The sequence below is a fragment of the Paenibacillus sp. FSL K6-1318 genome (assembly GCF_037976905.1).
GTDB lineage: Bacteria > Bacillota > Bacilli > Paenibacillales > Paenibacillaceae > Paenibacillus > Paenibacillus amylolyticus_A.
The window spans coordinates 4,589,591-4,611,671 of record NZ_CP150270.1 but is presented as its reverse complement, the minus strand read 5'-3'; the positions used below and the strand labels follow the sequence as shown (position 1 = coordinate 4,611,671).

21 protein-coding genes and 3 tRNA genes are annotated in these 22,081 nt (G+C 46.7%); 21 read left to right on the top strand and 3 right to left on the bottom strand.

Annotated elements, in window-relative coordinates; genetic code table 11:
- Window positions 1-76 precede the first annotated feature (76 nt).
- From pyrF to NYE45_RS20345, 16 genes are all read left to right on the top strand, one after another.
- Window positions 77-817: an orotidine-5'-phosphate decarboxylase gene (gene pyrF, locus NYE45_RS20420; RefSeq protein WP_340013775.1), complete on the top strand. Its 741-nt coding sequence runs from the start codon at window positions 77-79 to the stop codon at window positions 815-817.
- Window positions 814-1,455: an orotate phosphoribosyltransferase gene (pyrE, locus tag NYE45_RS20415; protein WP_036674850.1), complete on the top strand. Its 642-nt coding sequence runs from the start codon at window positions 814-816 to the stop codon at window positions 1,453-1,455. Before pyrF ends, pyrE begins: the two co-directional genes overlap by 4 nt.
- Before the next feature lie 290 nt (window positions 1,456-1,745).
- Entirely contained in the window at window positions 1,746-2,675 is a 930-nt protein-coding gene (locus tag NYE45_RS20410; protein WP_340013774.1) for an ABC transporter ATP-binding protein, read from the top strand.
- The gene (locus NYE45_RS20405) at window positions 2,638-3,747 is read left to right on the top strand and encodes an efflux RND transporter periplasmic adaptor subunit (RefSeq protein WP_145151143.1); all 1,110 of its coding nucleotides are present in this window, start codon (window positions 2,638-2,640) and stop codon (window positions 3,745-3,747) included. Before NYE45_RS20410 ends, NYE45_RS20405 begins: the two co-directional genes overlap by 38 nt.
- Window positions 3,747-6,659, top strand: a complete 2,913-nt coding sequence (locus tag NYE45_RS20400; RefSeq protein WP_339166534.1) for an FtsX-like permease family protein — start codon at window positions 3,747-3,749, stop codon at window positions 6,657-6,659. The genes NYE45_RS20405 and NYE45_RS20400 overlap by 1 nt, the downstream gene beginning before the upstream one ends.
- Before the next feature lie 2 nt (window positions 6,660-6,661).
- Window positions 6,662-7,525, top strand: coding sequence for an ABC transporter ATP-binding protein (locus tag NYE45_RS20395; RefSeq protein ID WP_340013773.1), 864 nt, complete (start codon window positions 6,662-6,664; stop codon window positions 7,523-7,525).
- Between the two features lie 20 nt (window positions 7,526-7,545).
- A complete protein-coding gene (locus tag NYE45_RS20390; RefSeq protein WP_339166533.1) occupies window positions 7,546-8,997 on the top strand; it encodes an extracellular solute-binding protein in 1,452 nt (483 codons plus the stop codon).
- A gap of 107 nt (window positions 8,998-9,104) precedes the next feature.
- Window positions 9,105-9,296: a hypothetical protein gene (locus NYE45_RS20385; protein WP_047843730.1), complete on the top strand. Its 192-nt coding sequence runs from the start codon at window positions 9,105-9,107 to the stop codon at window positions 9,294-9,296.
- A gap of 71 nt (window positions 9,297-9,367) precedes the next feature.
- Window positions 9,368-9,441, top strand: a tRNA-Met gene (locus tag NYE45_RS20380).
- Window positions 9,442-9,497: 56 nt separating this feature from the next.
- A tRNA-Ile gene (locus tag NYE45_RS20375) sits at window positions 9,498-9,571 on the top strand.
- A 184-nt stretch (window positions 9,572-9,755) separates the two neighbouring features.
- Window positions 9,756-10,181 carry a hypothetical protein gene (locus NYE45_RS20370; protein ID WP_339166532.1) on the top strand — a complete coding sequence of 142 codons (426 nt, stop codon included), beginning with the start codon at window positions 9,756-9,758 and terminating at the stop codon, window positions 10,179-10,181.
- A 238-nt stretch (window positions 10,182-10,419) separates the two neighbouring features.
- A complete protein-coding gene (locus NYE45_RS20365) occupies window positions 10,420-11,976 on the top strand; it encodes a tetratricopeptide repeat protein (RefSeq protein WP_340013772.1) in 1,557 nt (518 codons plus the stop codon).
- Window positions 11,977-12,120: 144 nt separating this feature from the next.
- Window positions 12,121-12,288 (top strand): hypothetical protein, encoded by a 168-nt coding sequence (locus NYE45_RS20360; protein WP_340013771.1) that lies wholly within the window; start codon window positions 12,121-12,123, stop codon window positions 12,286-12,288.
- 169 nt (window positions 12,289-12,457) lie between these two features.
- Window positions 12,458-13,132 (top strand): hypothetical protein, encoded by a 675-nt coding sequence (locus NYE45_RS20355; protein ID WP_340013770.1) that lies wholly within the window; start codon window positions 12,458-12,460, stop codon window positions 13,130-13,132.
- Between the two features lie 116 nt (window positions 13,133-13,248).
- A complete protein-coding gene (locus NYE45_RS20350) occupies window positions 13,249-13,371 on the top strand; it encodes a sporulation protein YjcZ (protein WP_083679583.1) in 123 nt (40 codons plus the stop codon).
- Window positions 13,372-13,529: 158 nt separating this feature from the next.
- Complete coding sequence (locus tag NYE45_RS20345) at window positions 13,530-13,859, top strand: DUF1904 family protein (RefSeq protein ID WP_062835423.1); 330 nt, start codon at window positions 13,530-13,532, stop codon at window positions 13,857-13,859.
- Between the two features lie 39 nt (window positions 13,860-13,898).
- On the opposite strand, the gene NYE45_RS20340 is transcribed toward NYE45_RS20345, so the two are convergent.
- Both NYE45_RS20340 and NYE45_RS20335 read right to left on the bottom strand, forming a co-directional pair.
- Window positions 13,899-15,122 carry an MFS transporter gene (locus NYE45_RS20340; protein ID WP_340013769.1) on the bottom strand — a complete coding sequence of 408 codons (1,224 nt, stop codon included), beginning with the start codon at window positions 15,120-15,122 and terminating at the stop codon, window positions 13,899-13,901.
- A gap of 145 nt (window positions 15,123-15,267) precedes the next feature.
- The gene (locus NYE45_RS20335; RefSeq protein ID WP_083679584.1) at window positions 15,268-15,456 is read right to left on the bottom strand and encodes a DUF6199 family natural product biosynthesis protein; all 189 of its coding nucleotides are present in this window, start codon (window positions 15,454-15,456) and stop codon (window positions 15,268-15,270) included.
- A gap of 313 nt (window positions 15,457-15,769) precedes the next feature.
- Between NYE45_RS20335 and NYE45_RS20330 the strand changes: the two genes are divergently transcribed.
- Entirely contained in the window at window positions 15,770-16,918 is a 1,149-nt protein-coding gene (locus NYE45_RS20330) for an ATP-binding protein (RefSeq protein ID WP_340013768.1), read from the top strand.
- Between the two features lie 109 nt (window positions 16,919-17,027).
- On the top strand, window positions 17,028-17,510 hold the full coding sequence (locus tag NYE45_RS20325) for a NucA/NucB deoxyribonuclease domain-containing protein (RefSeq protein ID WP_340013767.1): 483 nt from the start codon (window positions 17,028-17,030) through the stop codon (window positions 17,508-17,510).
- A gap of 127 nt (window positions 17,511-17,637) precedes the next feature.
- On the opposite strand, the gene NYE45_RS20320 is transcribed toward NYE45_RS20325, so the two are convergent.
- Window positions 17,638-17,862: a hypothetical protein gene (locus tag NYE45_RS20320; protein ID WP_017687353.1), complete on the bottom strand. Its 225-nt coding sequence runs from the start codon at window positions 17,860-17,862 to the stop codon at window positions 17,638-17,640.
- Window positions 17,863-18,069: 207 nt separating this feature from the next.
- Between NYE45_RS20320 and NYE45_RS20315 the strand changes: the two genes are divergently transcribed.
- From NYE45_RS20315 to NYE45_RS20305, 3 genes are all read left to right on the top strand, one after another.
- Window positions 18,070-18,519: a general stress protein gene (locus NYE45_RS20315; RefSeq protein WP_124116048.1), complete on the top strand. Its 450-nt coding sequence runs from the start codon at window positions 18,070-18,072 to the stop codon at window positions 18,517-18,519.
- Window positions 18,520-18,754: 235 nt separating this feature from the next.
- Window positions 18,755-18,840 (top strand) — tRNA-Leu (locus tag NYE45_RS20310).
- Between the two features lie 277 nt (window positions 18,841-19,117).
- On the top strand, window positions 19,118-22,039 hold the full coding sequence (locus NYE45_RS20305; protein ID WP_340013766.1) for an insulinase family protein: 2,922 nt from the start codon (window positions 19,118-19,120) through the stop codon (window positions 22,037-22,039).
- Window positions 22,040-22,081 lie beyond the last annotated feature (42 nt).

The window sequence follows — 22,081 nt, the reverse complement described above, 5'->3', positions numbered from 1 at the left end:
AGCCTGCGGGCTGGCGGGATGTCCTTTATATCGGGCAAAAACGGAAAAAATGAGCAAGTGGAGGGGAGCGCTGGTGATGAATCACACGAATTTCAATGAAATGGCTGGCCGTCTGATGGTGGCACTGGATTACCCTGGAGCGGAAGAAGCGAAAGCATTGGTACAAGCTCTTGAAGGCATTCCCTGTTATCTGAAGGTGGGCATGCAGCTGTTCTACGCAGCAGGACCGGACTTTATTCGGGAGCTGAAATCCAAAGGCTACTCCGTTTTTCTGGATGTGAAAATGCATGACATTCCGAATACCGTTCGTGGCGGAGCTGAGAGTATCACGCGTCTGGGTGTAGATATGTTCAATGTGCATGCAGCGGGGGGAACCATCATGATGCATGCTGCACGTGAAGGTGCTGAGGCAGCAATCGCTGCCGATCCTTCCTTAAGCAAGCCAGAGATCATTGCAGTGACCCAATTGACCAGTACAAGCCTGGAAACAATGAATACCGAGATTGGCATTCCGGGAAGTGTGGAAGCTGCTGTGGTTCGTTATGCAGGACTAGCCCAAGAGGCCGGACTGGATGGGGTTGTTGCTTCCCCGCTGGAGGTGCCTGCAATCCGAGCAGCGTGCGGCAGTGCTTTTCATACCGTTACACCGGGAATTCGTCCAGCGGGTAGCGGTCTGGGAGATCAGACGCGCGTCTTGACGCCGGGTGAAGCCATTGCCAGAGGCAGTCATTACATTGTTGTAGGCAGACCGATTACAGGCGCTCCCAATCCGCGAGAAGCGGCAGAAACCATTTTGAAGGAGATGTTGAACGCATGATCGAACTGAATGAGATTCCCAATCATATTGCTTCCCAACTGTTGAAAATTAAAGCCGTGGCGTTGCGTCCGCAACAACCATTTACATGGACATCCGGCATCAAATCACCAATTTATTGCGATAACCGCTTAACGATGTCCTACCCCGAGATTCGCAACGATATCGCTGAAGCTTTTGCAACAATCATTCGTAACCAGTATCCAGATGCAGAAGTCATCGCAGGTACGGCAACCGCAGGTATTCCGCATGCTGCCTGGGTAGCTCAGAAGCTGAATCTGCCGATGGCTTACATTCGCGATAAAGCGAAAGGACACGGCAAGGAGAACCTGATCGAAGGTCTGATTACCGAAGGACAGAAAGTGGTTGTTATTGAAGATCTGATCTCCACAGGTGGAAGCTCGATCAAAGCAGCCGAAGCTGTACGTGTAGCAGGTGCAACACCTCTCGCCGTGCTTGCGATCTTCAGCTATCAGCTGGACAAAGGTGTTAAAGCATTCGAAGATGCTGGAATTCCACTTCAGACGCTGTCCAATTATACGGCTCTGATGGATGTGGCTTTGGCTCAGGGAACGATTCAGGAGAGTGATTTTGAATTGCTTAAATCCTGGCGTGAAGATCCTTCTTCATTTGGTAAATAATATCATTGATACCTCGAAAAAATGTTCAGGAATGAACGGTATCAAAATTGTAATGATTGCCGTCATAGCGGCAAAACCATCGAATATACAAGAGGCATCCCGCACTTTGGGGTGCTTTTTTCGTTTGTTCATCAAAATATTAACTTTTTCACTCTACCGTTGTAAAAAGCTTGTAACTTTTAGTTGTGATCGGTCGTTTATAATTCAGTGTAGGTTGGAACAGATTTCTAATTTTAGGTTTTTTGAAGAAATGATCGGGATATCAAGAAAGGATGAGCGTGATTGCTGGCATGAAGAATTTATTTCTCAGAAAAAGACCTGCCAAGAGCCAGTCAGGCGATGAACATCAACAGGAGGAAACACTGCTGGAGGCATCGACGGAGTCGGGGGAAAGTACATACATAAGTGAACCAGCGCACCCGACAAGTGAAGTATCTTTATCTGAAAGTGAAATCGCTTCGGATGAAGTGGCTGCGGCTGCTGTCACTACCGTTGATGAACCCCAAAAGAAGATCAAACCAAAGAAGGATATGCTGCCTCCATATGATGGACCTGTACTGGAGGTGCGTAACGTACATCGCAGTTTCCAGACAGGCAGTCGCATCATCCATGTGCTCAAAGGCATTGATATGGAAGTGAATCCGCAACAACTGGTCATGCTGAAGGGTCGATCAGGCTCAGGCAAAACAACACTGCTAAATATGCTGGGTGGACTGGATCAGCCTTCAAGTGGAGATATTCTGTTCTCCGGCCAGCCTCTTCAGGATTGGGGAGACCGGCGGCGGACCGCTTTGCGGCGCAAGGAGATCGGTTTTATTTTTCAGGCGTATGCACTCATGCCCTTATTATCTGCTTGGGAAAATGTAGAGCTGTCGCTGCGCATGGCGGATGTACCGCGAGCAGAGTGGAAGGACCGGGTTGGTCATTGTCTGGATCTGGTTGGACTATCCAAACGTGTAAAGCACCGTCCATTCGAGATGTCCGGGGGAGAGCAGCAGCGTGTGGCTATAGCCAAGGCCATTGCCCATAGACCTCGATTGTTGCTTGCGGATGAACCTACGGCCGAACTGGATTCCAAGATGGGCGCACAGGTCATGGCGGTATTCCGCAATATTATTGAAGTAGAACAAGTAACGATATGTATGACTACACACGATCCTACAATTTTGGAGGTTGCGGACCATGTTTATGAAATGGCGGACGGCAGATTTATCAAGTAAAGGGGCCGCTCCGAAGAGGGGGAAACGCGCAGCAGTTATTGTACTTGGTGCGATAATGGTTGCAACGATGTCCGGCTGCTCATTGCTGCCGTCAGAAACAGAAGAAGAAGTGCTTCCGCCAATTACGCCGCCAACGATTTCCAAGAAACCGGAATATGAGGTTCGGACAGAGACGTTGGAGAAAAAAGTAAGTGGCAGCGGCAAGATGATGAGTCAACGGGAAGAGAAGGTGTACTTCACGCTCGATGGCATGCATGTCAAAGAGTTGAATGTTAAACCGGGGGATAAAGTGAAAAAGGGTCAACTGCTCGCCGTGCTTGATGTGGAGAGTGTAGAGAAGGAGATCCGTGGCAAGAAACTTGCTATTCGCAAGTCCGAAGTTCAAATGAAGGAAACACTCCGCAAGAAGGATGAGATGGACCCTGTAGAGTTCGAAGAAGCAACGATTGCGTTTGAAGAACTACGCCAGGAACTCGCTGATCTGGAGGAACAATTGGGCAAAGCCACACTGACTGCTCCATTTGGTGGCACCGTTATTGCTGTGCAGGTAGAGAAGGGTGCAGCGGTGAAAGCGTATGATCCGATTGCTACGATTGCAGATACATCGAATCTGGTTGTGGCAGCTACTTTTGCGAAGGAAGATCTGGAGAAGTTTTCAGCGGGTATGAAGGCAGAAGTAGACATTAATGGGGCGGGTAAAGTCGCTGGTAAAATTAAAGTCATGCCTATCGCTGAAGCATCGGAAAGCGGCAGTGGGGGAGGATCGGGAGAAGGAGCAACACCTCCTGTCAAAGAATCGCTGGATCAATATGTTATCGTTACACTTGCGAAAATGCCGAAAGGCGTGGAACGTGGTACTCCTCTATCGGTTTCCATCGTAACGCAGCGTACCGAGAACGCGATTGTAATTCCTGTATCCGCTTTACGCTCCATCGGTTCAAGAACGTACGTGCAAGTCGTCGAGAGTGATGGCAGCAAGCGTGAAGTGGACGTTGAAGTTGGCCAGCAGACGTCGACGGATGTCGAGATTCTGAAAGGTCTGACCGTAGGCCAGAAAGTAGTGGGACGCTAATGGGGCTGCCATTGCTTCGGCTGCTGTTCCGCAAAATGTGGAACACGCGCTGGATGACCTTCAGCACACTGATCGGATTGATTGTGGCGGTTGCGTTCACCGTCAGTATTCCAATGTATGCCGATGGTGCGCTGAAACGGGTCGTCGCGCAGACGCTACAGGATAACAGTGAAGGATTGCCAGCGGGTTCGTTGCTCATGAGTTATCAGGCACCTGGTGGCGTGAAGACAGACACAAGGGGTTTGGACGAAGTAGATCGTTATATTCGTGAGGATGTCCCTCGCGACATCGGGTTTCCTTTCCATACGTATGTGAATTCCAGATCCATTCGCAGCACAGAGGTGAGTCCCGAAGATCCAACCAAAGTGGACGCCAGCCGGGTGCGCAGTATGAGTATGGGCACGATGAGTGGACTGGATGCACAGGTGAATTACTCTGCCGGGGTGAAACCTGGCAATCAGGTCAAGGACGATATTATTGAGGCAGTTATGCTGGAAGAAGGCATGTACCGTAACGATCTGCATATCGGCGATATTCTGGAATATCCGGTGTATAGCGGCCTTGATATCACGTTGCGTGTGAAGATTACAGGTTCCTTCAAGGCAGATGATCCAAACAGCCCTTATTGGGTACAGGGATTTGACGGCATGATGAATGGACTTTATGTGGATGAATCGGTTTTTAATGATGTTTTACTGAAGGAAAAAGGAATTCCACTTCAGAATTCACGCTGGTATTATGCCTTTGATCTGAAAGAAATTCAAACCAGCCAGTTGTCGGGTCTGACTTCCATGCTGGAAAGGCTGGATATCGATCTGTATCAGCGGCTGAAAGATACGAAAGTGGACATTACCTTCGGTGATCTGCTCAAGCAGTTCCGCAGTCAGAGTCTGCAATTGCAAACGATGCTGTTTACTTTGGCAGCACCGATGATTGCGATGGTCTTTTATTTTATCGCGATGAACGCCAGACAGTCATTACAGAAGCAAGAGAGTGATATTGCAGTATTGCGCAGCCGTGGAGCTTCAGCTCGGCAGATCTTCTCTCTCTACCTGCTTGAAGGCATATTCCTGGGCGTTATTGCGCTCATTATTGGACCGTTTCTCGGTTGGTTTATGGCCAAGAGTATTGGTTCAGCAAGCGGCTTCCTGTCATTCGTAGATCGGAAATCCATTCCGATCGGTATATCGAAAGAAGCTATTTTCCTGGGCGTAGCAGCGGTCCTTGTTGCAATCATCGCATCACTTATCCCTGCGATCACCTATGCACGGGCAACCATTGTATCAGCCAAGCGGCGACAAGCGCGTACAGACCGCGCTCCGGTATGGCAACGCTGGTTCCTGGATGTGGTGTTGCTGGGTCTGGCTGGATATGGATACTACCTGTTCTATGAACGTCAGATGTTGACCTTCCAGACCGGAATGACAACTGATCAGCTGCAGGTACAGCCGTTTCTGTTCTTTGTACCCGCACTCGCGATCTTTGCGTTAGGACTATTCTTCCTGCGTTTGTTCCCGTGGATATTGAAGCTTATTCAGCTCATCGGTCGCAAGTTTCTCCCGGTCCCGTTGTATCTGACATTAACGCAGCTATCGCGTTCATCTTCTTCCTATTATCCGTTGATGATCCTGCTCGTATTGACATTGGGACTTGGGGTGTATAACTCGGCTGCGGCCCGGACGATTGATCTGAATTCCACCGAGCGTACGCTGTACCGTTATGGTTCTGATGTGATCATGCAGACCGTATGGGAAGGAACGCCTGAGATTAAGCCTGGTTCCGGACAGAATGGTGGTTCAGGTGGAGGTCAACAAGGCGGAGGCGGCGGTTCTGGTGGTGGAGGCGCTCCTGGCGGAGGAAATGGCGGTGGAGGTGCTCCAGGTGGAGGCGGTGGATCTTCTCAGCCATCGAAAGTCATCTACTCTGAACCTCCATTCGAAGTATTCCGCAGATTAGATGGTGTGGAACATGCAGCAAGAGTGCTGCAGACCAAGGGCAATATTATCGTCTCTGGTAAATCGGGTGGACAGGGAATGCTGGTCGGGATTGATAATGTGGACTTTGCTCAAGTGGCTTGGTTCCGTAACGATCTGTTCCCGGCACATCCCTACAAGTACCTTGACTTGCTTGGTAAATACGAAGGGGCTGTATTGATCTCTTCCAAATTTGCTGACAAATTTAAACTAAAAACTGGGGACCTCGTCTCCATGGGTGTACAGGGACAGGCGATTGAATTCGTCGTGTTCGGGATCATTCCTTACTGGCCAGCCCAGTATCCGGATCAGATGCCATTCTTCGTGGCCAATCTGGATTATATCTATGATCAGGTGCCTCTGATTCCTTATGAGGTCTGGTTGAAAATGGAACCGGATGCCAAAGTGGCTCCATTAATGGAGAAACTCGCAGCAGAAGGTATTGAGTTATCGTCTGTGCGTGACGTACGGACCGAATTGGTATCTCAGGGTAAACATCCGTCAAGAGGTGGCGTATTCGGGATTCTGAGCCTTGGTTTCCTGGTTTCGGTTATTATCTCGTTGATCGGATACGTGCTGTACTGGTTCTTCAACCTGTCTGGACGTGTTGTGCAGTTTGGTGTGCTACGAGCCATGGGGTTATCCCGGGCACAACTGAGCGGCATGCTGCTGCTGGAACAGGTGTTCACAGCGGGACTGTCGATCCTGCTAGGTATTGGTATTGGTCAGGTATCCAGTCGTTTATTCCTGCCATTCCTGCAAACGACAGATAATGTATCTGCTCAGGTACCTCCGTTCCGCATTGTGTTTGAACAGCAGGATATGTTGCAACTGTATGGGGTCACCGTGGTGATGCTGGTCATTGGTGCAACGATGTTGCTCTGGCAGATTCGCAGGCTGCGGGTTCACCAGGCGGTCAAAATGGGAGAGGAGAGGTAAACGTGATCCAATGCGAAGGACTTGTCAAAATTTTTAAATCCAGCGATGTGGAAGTCGTTGCCCTTCAGGGCCTCAACCTGACTGTCAATCAAGGTGAAATGATGGCCATCATCGGTAACAGTGGTAGCGGTAAATCCACGCTGCTGAACATTCTGGGCGGACTTGATCGTCCTACTGCCGGTACGGCTGTTGTGGGAGACTGGGATCTGCTGAAGATGACAGATGCCCAACTTGTCGAGTACAAACGTCATACCGTAGGTTTTATCTGGCAAAATAACGGTCGTAATCTGCTGCCTTATCTCACGGCACTCGAAAATGTGGAGACACCCATGATTCTGGGGGGCAAACGTGATCGTGCTTACGCGAAGCAGTTGCTCGAATGGGTAGGCCTTAAGGATCGGATGCATAACAAATTGCATCAATTGTCCGGAGGAGAGCAGCAGCGGGTAGCGATTGCGATCTCCTTATCCAATCGTCCCAAAATCCTGCTCGCAGATGAACCAACAGGTTCGGTCGATTCCGAGACATGTGATACGATCATGGGCATTTTCAGAAGAATGAATAAGGAACTCGGCGTTACCATTGTCATTGTTACGCATGACTTGACGCTTGCTGGCAAGGTAGACCGGATCGTTGCGATTCGGGACGGCTTGACCAGTACCGAGTTTGTGAAGCGTAACCCGAATCTGGATGATGAACATAGCTTGTCCGCTGCGGGGATGCCGGATATTCACGAAGCATTTGTCATTATTGACCGTGCAGGACGGCTTCAGGTGCCAAAAGAGTATCTGGAGGCCTTATCCATTGATAACCGGGCTACATTGGAATTTGACGGTGAACGTATTGTTATTACACCGCCAAGATAATTAAGAGGGGGAACTGGGAGATGAAGAACAAGTTATGGGGAAAACGGGTGCTGGCCATTATGGCTACAGCAACACTGGCACTGCCGCTAATTGCAGGCTGTACGGCAAGTGAGGCCAAGGATACGGAGCAGCGTGTATTACGTGTGGCTACGTTGTGGGGAGGACAGGATGATAGTTACTTCCGTCAGCAATTCACCGATGCTTTTGAATTGACACATCCCAATGTAACCATCGAAATTGTAGCTGCTGTTGATCAGAGCAGCATGTATGGGTATGGTAACACCGAAGAGCAGCCGGAAGTCCCGGATACGATGGAAAGTCTGAAGAAGATTATGACTGGGGATAACCCGGTTGACGTCATCGTGGCGGATACCGCAACAGTCAAATCATTAATTCAGGAGAATCTCGTGAAACAGCTGGATCCATTGATGCAGGAAGACAAGTTTGATACCAGTGATATTGTGCCTAGTGTACTGGAGGGAATTAAGGACCTTGGGGATCAGAGCATCTATGCATTGACACCAACGTTCTCCTCCTCTGCTTTGTTCTATAACAAGGGTTTGTTTGAAAAAGCAGGCGTGGAACCACCAACAGACAACATGACTTGGGATGATATCTTCAATCTGGGTACCCGTCTTACGAAAGGGGAGGGTAAAGACCATGTATTTGGTTTCTCCTTCACCACATATCAGGGCGGTTCGCCGTACTACTCCATGCAACAGTATTACAGTTCTTTGCAGCTGAAGACGTTTGACGATAAAGCTGAAAAAATGACTGTGGATTCTCCTCAATGGGAGAAAGTATGGAGCACGATCAGTAAACTTGCGATTGACAAAGTTATCCCTAAAGGCGACGAACCACAGGATCAGGATCCGAGCGGACGTTATGATCCAGTTCAGGGTGACCTGTTCCTGAGCGGCAAATCAGCCATGGTTATTGGAGATTACAGCTATATTAATCAATTGATTGATGCGAATAAAAATGCGGATAAAATGAAAGATTTTACGAAAGTGGATTGGGATGTAGTTACACCTCCAGTTCACCCAGAAGCGCCTGAAATCGGAGGCAACATCTATCTGAGCAACCTGATGGCAATCAATAGTGCTGCTCAGAACCCGGATGACGCGTGGGAACTGATCAAGTACATGAACAGTGAAGATTGGGCGAAGATCAAGGCACGTAGCAGCTATGAGATGGTATCCCGGAAGAGTTTCATCAAGCCAAAGGATGGCCTGGATTACAACATTCAAGCATTCTATTCTTTGAAGCCGATCCCACCAACGAATACCAACCTGGATAAAATGTATCAAAAATCCCCAGGTCTATGGCAAGTAAACGAAAAAGGCATGGAATATTTCAACCAGGTACTTGAGAACAAAAAGACACCAAAAGAAGCGCTTGGCGAATGGGCAGCTAAAGGTAACGAGATGTTAGAGAAGTTGAAAAAGGACCCTAAAGCCACGTTTCAATGAGATTTGATGATGTAGTCATATCATCATTTTAAGGATAGCCGCTGAAGATTTTAATCTTTGGCGGCTATTTTTATGGAAATGGGGTATTCTACAAAAAGCAGGAATAAATGACGACTCCGGAAAGGACGAGCGGTATGCACTGGGTATATTTCAGCAAGTTGTATGCAACCAAATTTCAGGCAGGATGTCTGGCGAAACGAATGGAGCAGGACGGGTGGATTTACGGTCACAATGAACCGGCAGAAGTCGAAGTGTATCGTTCACGCAAAGGTCGTTACGGTGTTCGATTTATTCCCTGACATTACCCCTTGACTTATTAGGATAGAATGGTGTATATTAGTTAAGTCGCTGTTTTAATATTTCTTACTGACGCGGGGTGGAGCAGCCCGGTAGCTCGTCGGGCTCATAACCCGAAGGCCGCAGGTTCAAATCCTGCCCCCGCAATTTAGTTTCACTTGGATGATTCACAGCCATCATCTGCACGTTATACATTATGTCTAGGGCCCTTAGCTCAGTTGGTTAGAGCGGTCGGCTCATAACCGATTGGTCACAGGTTCGAGTCCTGTAGGGCCCATACTCTTAAAACCCTTGCCTAGCAAGGGTTTTTTTCTGTCTTCATATAGGTGCTAGAGTCAAAAAGGTCATTTGTTAATAGTGTCTTTCTAATAAGCCCTTTTTTTGCGTAACTCAGTGTATGTCCACGCCGTACACCAACTCTCGCATATACTATCCTATCCCACACATAGGAGGTAGATTTCATGAGTCAATTTATTGATGCAAGAACCTCGCAGAATGCGAGTTTGGCTAACTCAATCGCCATACCAATCCTGGTTATTAACACACCACAATTATTTGGCCAGATTGGTCTAGTCACCGGTGGCAGCATTGGAGCTAACCCACGGGTACAATTCAAAGGAACGGTGTCTGTGCAACTTCCTTTGGCACTCGTTGGTATAACTATCACCATTGTCAGAGGAACCGCACCAACAGACCCTGTAATTTATTCCGCAACGTCTACGTTTAGCTTGAGCATCCTGGCACCTCAGATTATTACCTTCTCTGCCGATGACTTCAACCCACCAATTACACCTCAATTGACGTACACTGCATTTGTTAGCTCCAACTTGTTGGGTACGATCCGTGTAGGTCCTGAAAACTTCGACGGAGTGTTGTATTCCGACTAATGTTGAGCGTCCTAGCCTAAGTGAAACTAGATCAATATTCTTCTTAAATGAAGGACATCGCAGACCTGCCCTCAAAAGCAGGTTTTTTTCTTGTTGAAGGGGAAGACTGAACTCCATCGAGTAGACAGGGTTCTATGATATAATGCATTACAGAGATTGAATGGTATTCGAAATAAAGTATTCCGTGAACATCTGAGAATCTTATGAAATTAGTTATAGAAAGCAGGTTTCTATTTTAATGACGTCAAATGAAAGTCAACGTTTTCGTTACAGCGAAGCTCCGGTCTGGGATTGGCAGAGAGCTTATTATGAACAGAAGGGGCTAGAGGCTTGGACAGAAAATCAGGTCCCTCAGTATATTACCAGTAATCCGGTGATTGCCACGGCGTATGCAGAGATGATTTTTGGCTTTCTTCAGGACCTGGCGAACAAGGGACAGATCACCGAGACTGTGACCATTCTGGAGCTTGGGGCGGGCGTAGGGCGTTTGGCACACCAAATCCTGCTTAAACTGATTGAGTTAAAGGATTTTGCAGGATTAGATTTACCTCCTTTCAGATATGTATTGACGGATCTCGTAGAGGAGAATGTGCGGGGTTGGAAAGAGCACCCATCCATGCAATCCTTTATTCAACAAGGTATAGTGGATTTTGCGCGTTTTGACGCTGTAGCAGATACGGAGCTAAAACTGGCCGTTGCGGGTACAGTTATTCGACCAGGCGATCTGAAACAACCGTTGTTGTTGATTGCCAATTACTTTTTTGACAGCATTCCACAGGAATTAATCTATATTGGGGATGGCGAGATCTACGAGTGTGATCTGCTTGTTCAGTCTCCGGATCGTCGTCATGATCTTGAACCCGCTGAGATGCTGAAGAACATGACACTGAGTTATGAGTATCGCCGGGCGCCCGAATACAGTGCAGATAACTATCCGTATTCGGAACTGATCACATTGTACAAGGCGGAGCTGGAGGATTCACACATCCTTTTCCCGGCAATTGGTTTGTCGTGTCTCGAACGGTTGAACAAGCTGTCACAGTCTGGTTATGTGTTGATTACCGCTGATAAAGGAGATCATCGACTGGATAACTGGAAGTTCGCAGAGCCACCTGAATTCGTTCTGCACGGAAGTTTCTCTTTAACGGCTAACTACCATGCCATTCAATATGTCTTGGAACAACAGGGAGCACATACGCGATTCACAACACATCATTATAAAGATCTGAATGTTGGGTGCATGTTAATGGTGGACGAACCGATCCGTTATGTGAACACGCGGCTGGCCTACCATCGATTTGTTGAACGTTTTGGACCGGATGACTTTTTCAGTATGAAACAATGGGTAGACTCTCAAATAGAGAGTATGGAGTTGAAGCATATTTTGCCGTTTTGGCGTTTGGGTGGATATGATGCTGAGTTCTTGATTCACAGTGCTACGCATATTTCCAGTCTTCTTCCTGATGCAAGTGATGAGGAAATGCTTGATATTCAGTCTGGCATCCATACGATGTGGTCGTCCTACTATGTGATGGAGCAGCAAGGGGGACTGGCATTTCTGGCAGGGCAGTTATTATATGAAATGTATATGTATGAGGATGCGAAACGGTTTCTGGAGATAGCGTTGGTTGCAGATCCGAGTAATCATAATCCGGCAGTTCTGTACGACTTGGCTGTGTGCTGTTATGAACTTGAACTGGAAGAAGAAACCCTGTCATATACCCATAAAGTATTGGCCCTGGAACCCGATCATGAAGAGGCGGCAGCGTTACTCCAGAGTTTTGAGTTGAGCTGAACGCAACAATTGAAGTTCTGTCCTGTCTCCTGTATGTCTAGAAATAGTGATGGTTGTATATAAAATCGAAACCTAATTGGGTTGTAATCGTATTAATGGGATATTCAACCAATCGTCTAGTTCAACAGAAAAGGAGACAGAGCTATGAAGAAAATGTTATCCGTTGCGTTATATCCACTTGCTTGGGTGCTGGGGGCACTGAGTATCTTATCTGGAAATGCAAACAGTACCCTATTGGTGAAAGATATCGCTACAGATCGAAGCTATGATGGACAGGCCATCTATGATAGTATTGAACGTAGAAATGCCTAACTACATACCATTGAACTGTAAAGGTAATTGTTTCACCGAGCAATAACATGAGAACAATTACTCTTGAAGTGAAGTACGATGAGCAGTGTTCTGTCCGTACAACCTTTAAGCCGGTTTCGTACCTTATTCAGGTATGAACCGGCTTTTATTTATGAATGGGGGATACCAGATGAAGATTATCATTGGACAACCGAGGCTCGAACAGCATTTGCTGCAGCTTGAAGCCGAACTCAAGCAACACCCTGATGCAGATGTATTATTTTTTCCTGAAGGATATCTGAACCAGAATGTTGAGGAAGCTTGCAGGTTGGCGGCTGAAAGTGGAACCATGATTATATCAGGCCATCGCAGACTGGATGAACGTCCAAAGGACAGATCGATCATCATCACCAAGGCTGGAGAGATTGTATTGGAGAAAGCCAAATATACACCTGCGGAGACGGTTGAGGAACAGGGTTGGGTAATAAGCACTTTATTGTGTGATGAGCTGGTCCTGCAAGGATTTCGCAACGAGAATATAGGAAGTGTGGATATCATTATGCATTCCATTGGTGTGGGCATGTTCAGTGAAGAGCAGTATAGTGAATGGGTCGAAGAGGCGCGTAAGATTGCCTTGCAGCATCAATGTATTGTCATGGGAACAAGCCATGCGGATGGTTCGTACCGTGATAGCGAGATATCCATTCCAATCGCTTATTGTATAGCGCCTGATGGAGAAGTTGTTTTGGCATCCCGAAGTGATACACGCACTCGTACAATCCTTTTGGGCAGAGGGAGTACAGACCCATCATCTCAGAAGTCGTTAAAAAACCGAGTGAATATAAGCATTGTTCCACACAGTTAAGTCACCGGGCATGAATCCCAGATGAATGGGCTACTGAACTTGCCGATTCGCCCGGTCACTTCCGCGGAATACGCATATGTTATGGCATACCTTGAAATTCAAAGGAGGCCAATCAAATGAGTCAAGTTGGATACGGTTGTGGCAATGTTGGTGGATTTGGCGGCGGATGGACTTCCACAAGTGCAATTCTCGTACTTTTCATCCTGCTCGTGATCATCACAAAATCTTTCTGGCTGTAAGTCGCGTATAGAATCGTGCAGGCAATGGCTCCGCTGAGACTTCAGCGGGGCTTTTCCTATTATAAGAAGCAACATATGCTAACAATGACATTTGACAACTGAAAACAATGTGCTTAAAATCACATAAGAGACTATTAACAGAGATTGAAGGGATAGCAATGCCGTTTATTCGCTTTAAAGGATTCACAGGTCCTCAGCTAGAGGAAGTTGTACCCCAAATTACAGAGAAGATGGCCCTAATTACTCATATTCCACAGGAGAGAATGAAGGCAGAGCGTCATGATGTACAAGCGCTAACGCCTTCTCCAGCTTCTATAGAGATTTTGATGTTTCAACGTGATCAGGAGATTCATAATCGGATTGCATCCTCGTTGCAGGCTATTCTGGAAGAAGCGTACATGCCGGATGTGCATATTTTCTTCAATATATTGTCACCCACTTTGTATTATAAACAAGGGAAGCCGCTGACAGATTATCGATTGGATTGAGGTTGTGAGGGACGAGCAGATGTTGCTCGTCTTTTTGATTTACATATTTTTCGTATGCTTAATAGTATGCTCGTTCCTGTGCACCCGGTTCAACGATATAGAGCATATCGCAGACACGATAAACAAGGCTCCACCGATAAGGTATACCCATCGAACGTCTAATAGATCGACGACTAGACCGAAGATGACGATGGATACACTCATAACCGTGGAGATCAGTACGCCATGTGCGGCGTATACCTGGGACAAGGATTCAGCGGGCACACTTCTCTGAAACGCTGTCCGTTGAGCCATATCACGAATCTGGTAGACAGGGCCCATAAGTATACATAACGCCAGCGCGAGCCATGGCAGGCTGTTGAGACCATAAACGATGGTCATCAGGCTGAGGAGAAGAGAACCCATGGTCATGCTGGCGATCAAGTGCTTCTGAATCCGTTTGGCCAGAGCCAGAGCCAGAATACCTCCAAGCATGGTTCCGGCAGCGTAACTCGAGTTCATGAGTCCCCACCAACCTTCTCCTCGTGCCAGAGCTTCTTTCGCAAAGGCCAGCGTAATCACTCCGATCCAGATGGACCCCGCAAGAGCTTGGGCGATGTCCATAAGTGTGATCAGTCGTAAGGATGGATTCTTCCAAAGCATGCTCCAGCCTTTTCGCAGCACATTCCGTGTGACGATCGACTTCTCGGGTTGTTCTATATCCCGTGTGAGCGATCCAAGGGCAATTAGGAAGAGCAGAACGGCCCAGGACAGGCTTGTAGCTGCCCAGAAGGTCTGTGACGCTCCCCAGTTCATCACGGCAAATCCCGTCATGGCGAACCCGACAATGGTCACCGTCTGATTGGAGAAAGAGAGGAGACTATTGGTCTTCACCAAATCTTCTCCCTGAACCAACCGTGGCGTTAAAGTATCCAGTAACGGAGATTCCCAGCCTTCCAAAAAGGATAGAATGACAACCCCGATCAACAGAAGTGGCAGTTGTGTGGTCAAGTGGTTCAACGAAATCGCTATCCCAGTCACGAGGAATGCTTTGGCTACGGGAATGCTGATCAGTAGTCTGGAGAATGAGAAACGCTTCACAAGTAATGGTAAAGTAAATCCTGCTGTTATGCGTGCGATGATCCGAATGAACGGAAACATGGCAGCATAGAGTACGGATCCAGTCTGACTATAAATAAACGTAGTAATAACCATGATATATATGACATTAATGAGTGAGAGCAGCGTTTTGGCAGCCCAGTACGGATAAAATGCGATGTTCATGCCAATGATGTCCTTTCCGAAACGATATGTCTATATTACGGGCATTGTCATCTTTGCACCACAAACAAAGTTATCATTTTCCCGTCATTTCATCACAAAAAAAAGAAACTGCCCAATAGGACAGTTGTCTTCTGATGTCTATAGTTCATGCCATAGCGAGTGTGAAGGCGATAAGCAACATCAACAGGCTGGTCATTCTGACCATAGCCATATAAGGTCTGCTGGGTTCAGTTTCACCCCGGGAAATCCAGCCATACCGCAGATACCAGCCGAATTTTGGGAAACAGAGATTGATGATGCACAGTACCATGAATATAAAAAAGAGGGTTCTCATACCCATCTTCCTTTCCTAACTTACATAACGGATCTCATCTTAACGTTTGCGTCTGGAAAAAATGACTGCGATCAAAATAATAATGATGATAATTAACAGAAATTTCATGTGTGTTCCTCCTGATGACAGTTAGGTTATTGTCGAATGTTAGTTATCAACTATTACCCATAAACCACATGACTTGAATAACTGTGTTACAATTAAAATATATTGTTTCTATATCAACACATACCATCTGGTTAGTTGTATCTCCATATAAAGTACGAATGCTGAATATATAAACATTAACGTGTGTGAGATGAAGGAGGAAGGCATGAGCCAACATAATCAACTCTCATTACAATGGGAATTTATCATCTCGAAAGTGAAATCCTCCGTTACGGTGGTCGATGCTACCCTGCCTGAGCTTCCGCTCATGTATGTAAATGAACATTTTACCCGGCTGACAGGATACACGTATGAAGAGTCTGTCGGACAGAATTGTCGGTTTCTGCAAGGGCAGGATACAGACCCCGAGACAGTAATACAGATTCGTCATGCATTAAAAAAACAAGAGTCCATTAAGATTGATATCTTAAATTATACAAAAAGTGGCCAGAAGTTCTGGAACGAACTGAATATTGATCCGATCTTCAATGAATCAGGCGAGTGTCTGTATTTTGTAGGCATTCAATACGACATTTCAGAACGGAAGTATGCAGATCAACAGCTGAAGTTTGCAACTTCCATGGCTGAGATGAACAGCAGAGGGCAATTGGAATTCATCGGCAAGCTGAATCACGAGCTTCGTACCCCGCTTAATGGCATTATGGGCATGATCGAACTTGCCAGCATGGGTGAAACCACGGATGAGCAGAAAGAATATCTGGAGCTTGCACGTCAATCGGGTGAGGCGCTGCTGAACATCGTTAACAATAGCCTGGATATGGCGAAGCTGGGCAGAGGCAAAATGGATGTCGAAAACATTGAATTTCAGCCGTTGAAGCTGATTCAACAGATTGTGAAGACACATGAGCCTGCGGCGCAGAATAAACAAATACGTTTGCTCTGCCATGCTGATCTGAGTGTTCCTGATGTGCTTATGGGTGATCCGCTAAGACTTCGGCAGGTACTCGATAACTTACTGAGTAATGCGATCAAGTTCACGGAGCAGGGTGAAGTGCAGTTACAGGTGGATGTGAGGCAACAGCTGATGGATACCGTTGTATTGGTATTCTCTGTGCGTGATACAGGGATTGGTATTCCTCAGCATCAGATCGAACAATTGTTTGACGCATTTACCCAGACGGATATCTCCCATGCACGCCGATTTGGTGGAAGCGGACTTGGTCTGACCATCTGCAAAGAGCTGCTGGAACTGATGAATGGTCAGATTTCGGTGGAGAGTATCGAAGGGAAAGGCACACAGTTTGAGGTGACCCTGCCCTTGCTGCGCCAACAGGCCATTCCCAATGTAGGATAATGAATCAAGCATGACAGCCGGGCGGTCTCGGCTGTTTTTTTATTATATTGGATTGTTTTACGAACGGGCGTTCTGTTATAATGCAAGTGTTGAATGGGGGAGACACAGCATGAGTAAGAGACGCACAAGACGAAAGCGTAAAGGTAAGCAAGGCTTCAAAAAGCAGGTTCTGACATTGGTAGCGATGCTGCTGGTAGCCCTCTATGCCTGGGCTGGGGGAGAATGGCCGGAGGAGATACCCTCTCCATTCGGGAGTACTAACAAGAGTGTAGACCATACCATTACGTTCCCTTCAGAGCGATATCCCGAAACAGCCAACCATATTAAAGCTGCTATCAAGGCAGGGCATTCGGATGTATGCACCATTGATCGTAGTGGCGCTGAAGGGAATCGGGATTTATCACTCAAGGGTGTGCCGGTCAAAAAGGGTAAGGATCGTGATGAGTGGCCCATGGCGATGTGCGCTGAGGGAGGAACAGGTGCAGATATCCAGTACATTACCCCGAAGGATAATCGCGGGGCAGGTTCATGGGTAGGGAATCAGTTAAGTACATATCCGGATGGAACACGAGTGAAGTTTGTAGTGAAGTAACAACAGGATAAGTGGAAGAGAAAAACCAGACGTTCATGCGTCTGGTTTTTTTGGTATGAAGTGCTGGCATAAATAGATGTTGTTGACGTAAATATACGAGAACTAATTTCTATGATTACAGAGCCGACTAAACGAGTTGCATTCCGCTTAAATGATGAGACCGGATGCTTAACAGACGCGTAACATGTTCAACCTCATCGAACGGTATCCACAGACTGCCGTGAACGGTACGTAAGGAGAGAATGGATGTATCGGCGGTACGCTCGGGAAATCCGGTTACCGTCTGACCGCTTGTATTACGAACCATGATCTGTTGTTTGCGCCGGATGGCAATTTCTACCTCTTTTTTCATAAGTCATTGCTCCTGATTATGAGATGTTAAATCCATATGTCAATGTTTTCAATGGTTAATTTGTCTTCTTTATCTAGTCTATCAGAACTAGGTATAGATTTCCAGAAGAGAAATCAACAATCTTCTAGGTGATTTGTCTTAGCTAGGTTTTATTCGTTTTTGAATGGGGGTTACGGGGTTATATAAGGGTAAAAGGAGGGGAACGGAATGACACAATTAATCATTGGACTGGCCCGTACCGAGAACGAGGCTATATTGATGCTGAATCAGGTGAAAGAGGAAGGCATTAAGGATAAATATTTGGGAGCGGTGGCGAAGGAACAACTCAATCTGGAGTTGGTGAGCGAGAAGACGGGGCTGCCCAAACCGTTGAAAGGTGCCGGAACGGATGGTGCCTTTGGCGCTCTGAAAGGCATATTGGCTGGTCTGGGGAAGCGGATGGATCAGACGATGTCGATCGGAAATGCAGTGCGTAGACTCGCTGGTAATGAGATTGGGAGTGAGACCGATGATTTGGTGCTTACATTGACTGAAGCGGGGATCTCGGAGGAGGATGCGCGGTATTACGAAGATTGGCTGTTAAAGGACCATATCTTGGTTATCGTGGAGTGCAGTGAGGAAGAAGCTGCTCGCGTTCGGCCTATTCTACTTTTTTAGTTTAATTTAAGGCTGATTTTAGGTTTCTTTAATGTTGGGGAGGTATTCTTATCTTACACCTCCCTTAATATAGATTGGTTTACCGGAAGTCCGGGACCGCAACTCGGACTTTCTAGGCACTGTGAGCTGACGCTCGCAGTGCCTGTTTCATTTTTTTATTATTTTTAATAAAAGTGTTGCAAAGTTAATTATTTCATGGTAAGATATTTCTTGTCGCCAAGAAATACATAATCCTGCCGGGGTGGCGGAATTGGCAGACGCACAGGACTTAAAATCCTGCGGTAGGTGACTACCGTACCGGTTCGATCCCGGTCCTCGGCATCTTAAAAAAAAAGATCGTATGACGCTTGTTAACCAAGCTGCATGCGATCTTTTTTTATGTTCTTTAATATGAATGTCACTTCATAGCTGACCACATCACCATGTAGCTCATAAACATAAACCCTACATAATACATATCAGAAAGTACATTTATCTGACTTTTATGAAGAGACGGAACAATGGTGTATACTATCCATAGGCATATATTACCTTTACCTTGCTGAACGATAAGTCACAAAACCAATAAAACAATCTTATGGACGGAGGACTCAAGTTTATGTTGAAACAGCTTAAGCCATACAAGGTGTTACAAGAGCGCAGAATCGAAGAATTGAAATCGGATGCGTATCTGTTGGAACACCAGAAATCCGGAGCCAAAATTGTACTTTTGTCCAATCAGGACGACAACAAAGTATTCAGTATCGGTTTCCGCACACCTCCGGAAGATGATACAGGGGTAGCCCATATCCTCGAACACTCCGTGCTCTGTGGGTCCAAGAAATTTCCGGCCAAGGATTCTTTTGTTGAGTTGCTGAAAGGTTCATTGAATACATTCCTTAACGCCATGACGTATCCCGATAAGACGATCTACCCGATCGCGAGTCGTAATGACCACGACTTCCATAACCTGATGGATATATATCTGGATGCGGTATTGAACACGAACATTTATGAGAATGAAAAGATATTTTTGCAGGAAGGTTGGAACTACAACCTGGCCTCTGCAGATGATGAGTTAACCTACAACGGAGTTGTATATAATGAGATGAAGGGTGCCTTTTCTTCACCGGAACGAATGGTGCGCAGAGAAGTGCTGAACTCCCTTTTCCCGGATACTACGTACTCCTCCGAGTCTGGCGGGTTCCCGGAAGCTATCCTGGATCTGACTTATCAGGGGCTGCTGGATTTCCACACGAGATACTATCATCCGTCCAACAGTTACATCTATCTGTACGGCGATATGGATATGGAAGAGAAGCTGCAATGGCTGGATGAGAACTACCTGAGCGCATATGATCGAATCGAGATCGATTCTGCCATTCAACTTCAACCTGCTTTTGCAGAACGGGTAGACACAGTTAAGACTTACTCTGCGGGAAGTACAGAATCGGAAGCGGATAACAGCTTCTTGACCTACAACGCGGTAATTGGCACAAGTCTGGATAAGGAACTCAACATTTCGTTCCAAATTTTGTTATACGCCCTGTTGAACGCTCCGGGAGCGGTATTGAAACAGGCTTTGTTGGATAAAGGCATTGCGAAGGATGTATACGGTTCGTATGATGACAGCCTGTATCAGCCTGTGTTCACTGTGGGACTGAAGAAGAGCAATCTGGCGAGCAAAGAGGATTTCCTGGGAACGGTCAAAGAAGTGCTTGAGCGTGTGGTGAAAGAAGGCTTTGATCCGAAAGCGCTGCTTGCAGGAATTAACTCCTATGAGTTCAATCACAGGGAAGCAGACTATGGCAGAATGCCGAAGGGCTTGATCTACGGATTCTCCTCCCTGCAAAGTTGGTTGTACGATGAAGAAGCGCCTTTCACCCATTTGGAGGCCAATGACGTATTTGCTGAGTTGCGGACGAAAATGAAAGAAGGTTATTTCGAGCAACTCATTGAGAAGTATATCTTGCAAAACACACATACTTCCTTTGTAGCCCTGACACCGGACAAAGGGTTGAATTCACGCAAGGAGGAAGCGTTGAAAGCACGTCTGAAAACTATTCAGGCCGGCCTTAGTGAGGAAGAAGTTCAAACGTTGATTCAGAAAACGGAAGCACTCGCCGAGTATCAGAATACACCTTCAACCAAAGAGCAGCAGCAGGTCATCCCGACGTTATCCATTGAAGATATTGAACCGAAGGCCTCTACGTTGCATCAAACGGAGAACCAGGTCGATGGCACAACCATTCTGCATCATAACCTCTACACGAACGGAATTGGTTATCTGAGACTGTTGTTCGATATCAAAGAAGTGCCACGGCATCTCCTGCCGTATGCAGGATTGTTGAAAAATGTACTGGGTTACGTGGATACTCAAAACTACTCGTTCAATGAATTATCCAATGAAATCCATATCCATTCGGGTGGTATTCATAGCGGGATAGGATCTTATGCTAATGCGCACAAGCACAATGAATTCAAGGCTACTTATGAGTTCAACGCGAAAGTGTTGTATGACAAGCTTGGATTTGCCTTTGATATGATCAAAGAAATCGTGTTCACGTCTCGATTCGATAATTCGAAGCGGTTATATGAGATCATCTCCCAGATGAAAGGTAACCTGCAACGTAATCTGATCAACAGCGGACATTCGGCGGGAATTGGTCGGTCTTCGTCCAAACATTCAGCGGTCGCGGATTTCAGAGAAGCTGTAAGTGGCATTGCCTTTTACCAGTGGCTTGAAGATCTTCAGGCGAACTTTGAGGCGAGAAAAGAAGAGTTATCTTCCAGCCTGCAAGAGTTGACGGGGTATATTTTCAGACCGGAGAATTTGCTTGTCAGCTATACTGCTGATGAACAGGGATATAAAGGATTGGAGCAACAGGTGTCTGATCTGAAAGCGAAGCTGTTCACACATGAGGTTGCCAAGGAAGAGTTTACGTTCGCACCGGCTACTCATAAGGAAGGATTCCGTTCCCCTTCAGAGGTGCAGTATGTGGTGCAAACGGGTAATTATATCGATAAAGGATATCAATACACGGGTTCGTTACGAGTCCTGCAGGGCATTCTGTCCCTGGATTACTTGTGGACCAATATCCGGGCCAAAGGCGGAGCTTATGGCTGCATGTCAGGCTTCAGACGTAACGGAGACAGCTACGTTGCATCGTACCGTGATCCAAATCTCGATAAAACGTACAAAGTATATGAAGAGATACCGCAATATTTGACCGAATTCCGGGCAGACGAGCGGGAAATGACGCGTTATATCATTGGTGCGATTCAGGATCTCGATACGCCGAGAACGCCTTATGGCGAAGGGGCATTCTCCCTGGAGTGTTATCTGTCGAATGTGACTGAAGCGGATCTGCAACAGGAACGTGACGAAGTGTTAAGCACGAAGGAAAGCGACATTATCGGTTTTGCTGAGCTCTTATCGGCCATACTTGAGCAGCAGCAGCGCTGCGTAATCGGTAATGAGAACAAGATAGAGGAACAGAAGCAAATGTTTGACGAAACGCTGGATTTAATTAAAAACTAAGCGATAGTCTCACCAATACACAGATAGCCCGATTAAATAGGC